The sequence below is a fragment of the Nitrosospira sp. Nsp18 genome (assembly GCF_900103145.1).
In the GTDB taxonomy this organism is placed as follows: domain Bacteria; phylum Pseudomonadota; class Gammaproteobacteria; order Burkholderiales; family Nitrosomonadaceae; genus Nitrosospira.
In genome coordinates this window covers 97182-103181 of record NZ_FMWY01000011.1, presented here as the reverse complement: position 1 = coordinate 103181, position 6000 = coordinate 97182, and the positions used below count along the sequence as shown (strand labels likewise).

General features: G+C 52.3%; 6 protein-coding genes. 2 read left to right on the top strand and 4 right to left on the bottom strand.

What is annotated here, in order from left to right; genetic code table 11:
• The coding region (locus BLS94_RS07210) for a glycosyltransferase family 39 protein (protein WP_371130240.1) at positions 1-1011 on the top strand (1011 nt) is incomplete at its 5' end.
• A 31-nt stretch (positions 1012-1042) separates the two neighbouring features.
• On the top strand, positions 1043-2506 hold the full coding sequence (locus BLS94_RS07205; protein WP_090959005.1) for a DUF4139 domain-containing protein: 1464 nt from the start codon (positions 1043-1045) through the stop codon (positions 2504-2506).
• A 156-nt stretch (positions 2507-2662) separates the two neighbouring features.
• On the opposite strand, the gene BLS94_RS07200 is transcribed toward BLS94_RS07205, so the two are convergent.
• The 4 genes from BLS94_RS07200 to pdxJ form a co-directional block, all read right to left on the bottom strand.
• On the bottom strand, positions 2663-3100 hold the full coding sequence (locus BLS94_RS07200; protein WP_072768922.1) for an Hsp20/alpha crystallin family protein: 438 nt from the start codon (positions 3098-3100) through the stop codon (positions 2663-2665).
• Positions 3101-3344: 244 nt separating this feature from the next.
• Positions 3345-4394 (bottom strand): beta-N-acetylhexosaminidase, encoded by a 1050-nt coding sequence (nagZ, locus tag BLS94_RS07195; RefSeq protein WP_090959002.1) that lies wholly within the window; start codon positions 4392-4394, stop codon positions 3345-3347.
• A 131-nt stretch (positions 4395-4525) separates the two neighbouring features.
• A complete protein-coding gene (gene acpS, locus BLS94_RS07190) occupies positions 4526-4903 on the bottom strand; it encodes a holo-ACP synthase (protein ID WP_072768920.1) in 378 nt (125 codons plus the stop codon).
• Positions 4900-5625, bottom strand: coding sequence for a pyridoxine 5'-phosphate synthase (gene pdxJ / locus BLS94_RS07185; protein WP_072768919.1), 726 nt, complete (start codon positions 5623-5625; stop codon positions 4900-4902). Before pdxJ ends, acpS begins: the two co-directional genes overlap by 4 nt.
• Positions 5626-6000 lie beyond the last annotated feature (375 nt).

Here is a 6000-nt window from a genome sequence, read left to right as displayed (position 1 = left end):
GCGCTGCTGTTTGTGATCCTCGATCCTGCCTCACGCCGCTGGCTGCGCCGGCCGCATGCGTATCTGGCCGCTGCGCTTGCGCTACTGCTGTTTTCGCCGGTGATCATCTGGAATTTCCAGCACGACTGGGCCTCGATCCGATTTCAATCACAGCGGGCTACGGGAATAGGCAACCAATTTTCTTTGCAATGGTTGTTTCTTCATATTTTGCTGGTTTTAACGCCCGTAGGCATGTTGGCTGCCGGTCTGGCATTGCTCGGTAAAGATGGCGCCGACAACCCGTACATGCGCAGGCGACGCCTGTTCATACGTGTGTTCACCGCCGTGCCGCTCGCCGCATTTTTTTGGCTCAGCCTGTTTGGGGCGCCAAAGTTTCACTGGACGGCGCCGGTGTGGCTTGCGGTGCTGCCCACCATGGCGTGGATGATGGGTCAAACCGGCAATAGGCAAGTTCTGGCAAACCGCGTCAGAGCGGCGTGGAAACCTACCATCGGCGTTTGTTTATTTCTCTATGCATTCGCGCTTCACTATGTCGTGCTCGGCATACCCGGGGTTCCATACGCGGTTTTCAATCAGCACTATTTCTGGCGAGAGGCAACAGAGGAGGTCGAGCGGGTTGTATCGGCGGTTCGACAGCAGGCCGGGCAGGAGCCTATCGTGGTGGGAATGAGCCGGTGGTCGGTCGCCAGCGCCCTGTCTTTCTATAATAAAGAGGAGCCGATGGACATACGCTCGCGCAACATGTTCGGCCAGAACGCCGCGATGTACGATTTCTGGTATCCATCGGAGCCACCAACGACCCGGCCGATCATTCTGGTGGGCATGAAGCCCCATCAGCTCGAGCATGATATCGCGGGGGTAGACGATATTACACCCGCGCTGGTTCAACCGGGGCCAGTAAAGGAGTTGGCGCTCATGCGGGACGGTAAACCATTGCGGCATGTATATTATCGTGTCGCGCAGGGGTATTCAGGCCTCCGAGACAAGCCCACTATAGAGCTTGCTGAGTAACCGGGTAAGAAAACAGAAATCAGGTAATGAAATGCTGAAAATTTGGGTAACAGGAATTGTCACCGCGAGCTTCGCAATGGCTTCCTTCGGGGCCGTTGCGGCTTCTGGAGGAGCCGGTGAAGAGAAAGTCATCGCTGCCGCTGAACAAAAAGGCATGGCTGTCACGATTTACAATGATGATCTGGCGCTAGTGAAGGATACGCGCCGGGTCAAGCTTGACCTGGATTTCAACAAGCTGGCCTGGCGTGACATCTCCGGCCAGATACACCCTGAAACGGCGCAGCTGCGTAATCTGACTCACTCCGCGGGATTTCGATTACTGGAGCAGAATTTTAATTCCGAACTGTTGACGCCAGAAAAATTACTGGAAAAGTATGTCGGAAAGGAAGTAATCGCCATCCGCACCAACCCGGCGACCGGTACTGAAACCAGAGAAACGGCCATAGTGCTAGCGGCAAATAACGGGGCAGTACTCGAGTTCGGCGATCGTATCGAGACGGGTAATCCAGGCAGACTGGCGTTTCCAGGTGTGCCAGAGGGTTTGCGCGATAAGCCGACCCTGGTGATCTTGCTCATCAATTCAGCTCAGGGCGAACAGAATCTCGAGCTTTCCTATTTAACGTCGGGCCTTTCATGGCGTGCAGATTACGTGGCGGAATTGAACGATCGTGAGGATCATCTTGATTTCAACGGCTGGGTTACGCTGATCAATCAAAGTGGAATTGCTTATCCGAATGCCCGGTTGCAACTCGTGGCGGGTGATCTGAACCGGGGCCGCCAGCGGCTCCCAATGCAGCGTAAAGCGATGAGCATGACGGCGGAAATGGCGGATTTCACGCAGATGAAGCAGGAGTCGCTGCTTGATTATCACCTGTATACGCTCCCGCGATCCACAACGTTGGCGGAGGCTCAGACCAAGCAGGTAGCGCTGATGTCCGCGAATCATATTTCCGTCACAAAGCAATTTCTGCTGTCCGGAGCGGACTATTATTACTTCAGCCAGAGTGTGGATCTCGACCAGATATCGAAAGTTGGCGTAATTTTTGAGTTTCAAAACAGTGGCAAAGGGCTTGGTCTTCCGCTACCCAAGGGAGTAGTACGGGTTTACAAAAAAGACTCGCAGGGTAACGCGCAATTCGTGGGCGAGGATCAGATCGACCATACGGCGGAGAATGGATCTGTGCGCGTGAAACTGGGCGACGCGTTTGATTTGACTGCCGATAAAAAGCAGACGGACTTCAAAAGATCAGGCGGGGAAGGGCGCCACAATGGCATTGTCGAAGCTGCTTTTCAAATTGTATTGAAGAATGTAAAAAAAGAATCGGTTACAGTGGTTGTACGAGAACCCGTGCCAGGAGACTGGACGATGGTTTCGGAATCTCAACCTCATGTCAAGAGAACATCCGGCATTGCGGAATGGAAAATATCAATCCCCGCGAACGGCAAGGCCACTCTCACGTATCGCGTGCGCATCAACCATCTGCCATCAAGCTGAATCCGCAGTTGACCGCTCGTTTTTGAGCTCATTTGTCAATCAGCGCTATAACCGAAAAGGCTTTTTTGTACCCTGAGCTTCACCTTTCTGGTGAGTTTCCCGTCCAATATCGGATTCCGATCAAAAAAACGGAGCCCGAAGACTCCGTCAGATCACTCACTCGGCAGAGGTTACGCTGATTTTTTTTGGCTGGACAGCTTCACGTTTAGGGATGACAATTTCCAGCACCCCATGATTTGATTTTGCCGATATCGCGTCCGGATTTGCGGTATCGGGTAAGCTAAAGCGTCGGTAAAAAGAGCCATAAGTACGCTCAACCCGCTTGTATCCTTCTTTTTCAGTTTTGGCTTCGGTTTTCTTTTCGCCCTTGATAGTCAGCACGCCCTCTTCCATACTGATATCGATTTCTTCCGGTTTAACTCCTGGAAGGTCCGCCTGGAGAATGAATTTATCAGCATCCTCCTTGATATCGACTGCTGGCGCCCATTCGGCAGTAGCGGTCGATCCCTCGCCATCCCCGCCTTCACGTGCGCGGTCCAGTTCTCTATGTAGTTGATGCAACAGGCTCCAGGGTTCATAACGGGTTATAGCCATAATGCCTCCATATTGTTGATGTTGTACCCAATGCTGAGAAATTGAATCAGCACTTAACAATCAATATAGTTGCATTTACCGCTTTTTCAACCAGGCTCGGATAAATTTTGGCACTGGTCTACGGCTCTACGGGAGCAACGCAATGTTCTATTTGATGATTGAAAACACGCTTACGGATAAGCTTACCATCGCTCTACCGAGAGAGCCTGCTGACGTGGCGGGGGAGGAAAAGGAACCTGGCGCGTTATGCCAGCGGCAACTCGCCGCTCTGGATTCCAATGCTTGAAATCTGTTCGACTGCTTTCACAAAGCTGGCGTTCTCACGCAGTTCGGCGATCGAAGCGGGGTGGGGTCTTCCACGCATGCGCGCGAGGCGAATAATGCTGACCGCTGCAATGTCACATTTTAATTCCGCCAGTAATATATCCGCTGCCTCTGGATCATTGCACACCAGGACCATATCGCAACCCGCCGCTAGTGCTGTTTGTGCGCGCTGCACCACATCTCCGATAACTGTTGCGCCTTCCATGCTCAAATCATCGCTAAAAATACATCCTTCAAAGCCAAGTTCTCCGCGGAGAATTTTTTTCAGCCATATGTCGGAAAAGCCTGCCGGTCGCATATCCACCTTCGGGTAAACCACGTGCGACGGCATGATGCCAGCAAGGCCGAAATCGATCATTTTGCGAAATGGGCTCAGGTCGTTTGCTTCGATTTCCGCGTATGAACGTTCGTCTACCGGCATTTCAACATGGGAATCCGCCTGAATATAGCCGTGTCCCGGGAAATGCTTTCCCACCGCCGTCATGCCGCTGGATTTCAGGCCGGACATAAGGCTATGCGCCAGCTCGGTGATCGCTTGCGGTTTACGATGAAAGGAACGGTCACCGATGACGCAGCTCTGCCCATAATCCATATCCAGCACCGGGGTAAAGCTGAAATCCACCCCCGCTGCGCGCAGTTCTGCAGCCAATACGTAGCCCGTCTGCTGCGCCAGGTGTCGAGCGTGGCGGGGGTGTGCGTCCCAGATCCTGCCCAGTTCGCGCATAGGGGGCAGTCTCGTGAAATCCTCCCGGAAACGCTGTACTCTGCCGCCCTCATGATCTACTGCTATTAATAATGGTGGAGTTCGAAGTGCATGGATCTCGGCGGTCAGCTGCTTGAGCTGCATGAATGATGAGTAATTGCGCTTGAATAAGATCACGCCGCCGATCAGCGGGTGGTGGAGTTTTATTTTATCGTCGACAGTAAGTTGCGTGCCTTCGATGTCGAGCATGACAGGGCCGAGCGACATAGTGCGTCTCTATGAATTTGAATTGAAATTTTCGGGGAAGATAAGGCGCAAGAAATGTCGGTGCTGCAGGTTTTATGTTTTATGACAAGCTTCTTGAGTCATACAAGAAATTGATATTATAAAGTGGACAGCTATTTTTCCAGAATAACAAAAGCACAGGCAAGATTTAACTCGTCGCTAATGGAAAGATGATGGCTGGTAATGCCTTTGTTCGTGAAAAGCGTGCTCAATGCCGGGTGAAAGGTAAAGTACGGTTTGCCCAGGTCGTCATGGGTTATTCCAATATGGGTCAAGCTTACCGGGTAGCGCATACCCGTGCCGATTGCTTTGGACAAGGCTTCCTTGGCGGCAAAACGCTTGGCCAGAAACATGGCAGGCTGGCCGCTCTTGATGTAGTCCGGCCATTCCTCATTCGTTAGTAATCTTTTGGCAAAACGCTCGCCATATTTTTCCAGTAATCGCGCAATACGTGATGGCTCGACCAGATCGGTTCCGATCCCATAAATCATTTGCGCACTTCGATCATCAGCTTTTTCATCTCTCGTACTGCCTGTTCAAAACCGACAAATAGAGCGCGAGCCACGATTGAATGGCCGATATTGAGTTCGGATATGCCGCTCATCGCCGCGATGGATTGAACGTTGTGATAATGCAATCCATGGCCTGCATTGACCTGCAGCCCTTGGCGAAGGCCTTCCGCTACTGCGATGCGGACCCGCTCCAGCTCATGCTGTTGCTCGTCGGTGGTGTCCGCATCGGCATAATGACCGGTATGAATTTCGATAGCCGGCGCACCGGAGTCTGCTGCAGCATTGATCTGTGCATGATCCGCATCGATAAATAGCGATACGCGGATGCCAGCCTCCGCCAATTTGCGACAGGCGCGTTGCACTTGATCGAAGTGCTGCAGCACATCGAGCCCGCCCTCGGTTGTCAGTTCCTCCCGTCTTTCAGGCACAAGACAAACATCATGGGGTTTGATGCGGAGCGCAAAATCGATCATTTCATCGGTCACCGCGCTTTCGAGATTCATGCGGGTTTTAAGCGAGCCGCGCAAAAGTTCCACATCCTTGTCCTGGATGTGGCGACGGTCTTCGCGCAGGTGCAGCGTAATCGCATCCGCTCCGGCAGATTCGGCGATTAACGCCGCCTCTACAGGGTCGGGGTAGGACGTGCGTCGCGCTTGCCGGAGTGTGGCGACGTGATCAATATTGACGCCGAGTTTTATCATAATTCTTGCTTGTCTCAATAATTGCAGTCTGTGCGCGGTGGTCAAAATGATAGCGCATGCAGTAGCTGGGCATTTTGCCACTGTATCACGCCAATTACTCGATCAGCGCGTAGGAAAAACCTTTGCTTGCGGCAGGCACAGCGCTGACTGGCTGCTGGCAAAAACCAAGCCTGACCAAGGTTGCCGATGAACCTGTACATGCCTCGCGTTTTACAATAGCCAGGCGATGATGCTCAAATAAAAACTCACTATACTATAGTAGACTGTATTGGAAGGACAACATGCTTTGTGCGCGATTCCGATTACGGTGGTAAAAGGAGTATGAGATTCAGCTTGGTCGCACGGTATCGCTATAAAATTAACCCGTTCGGAAAC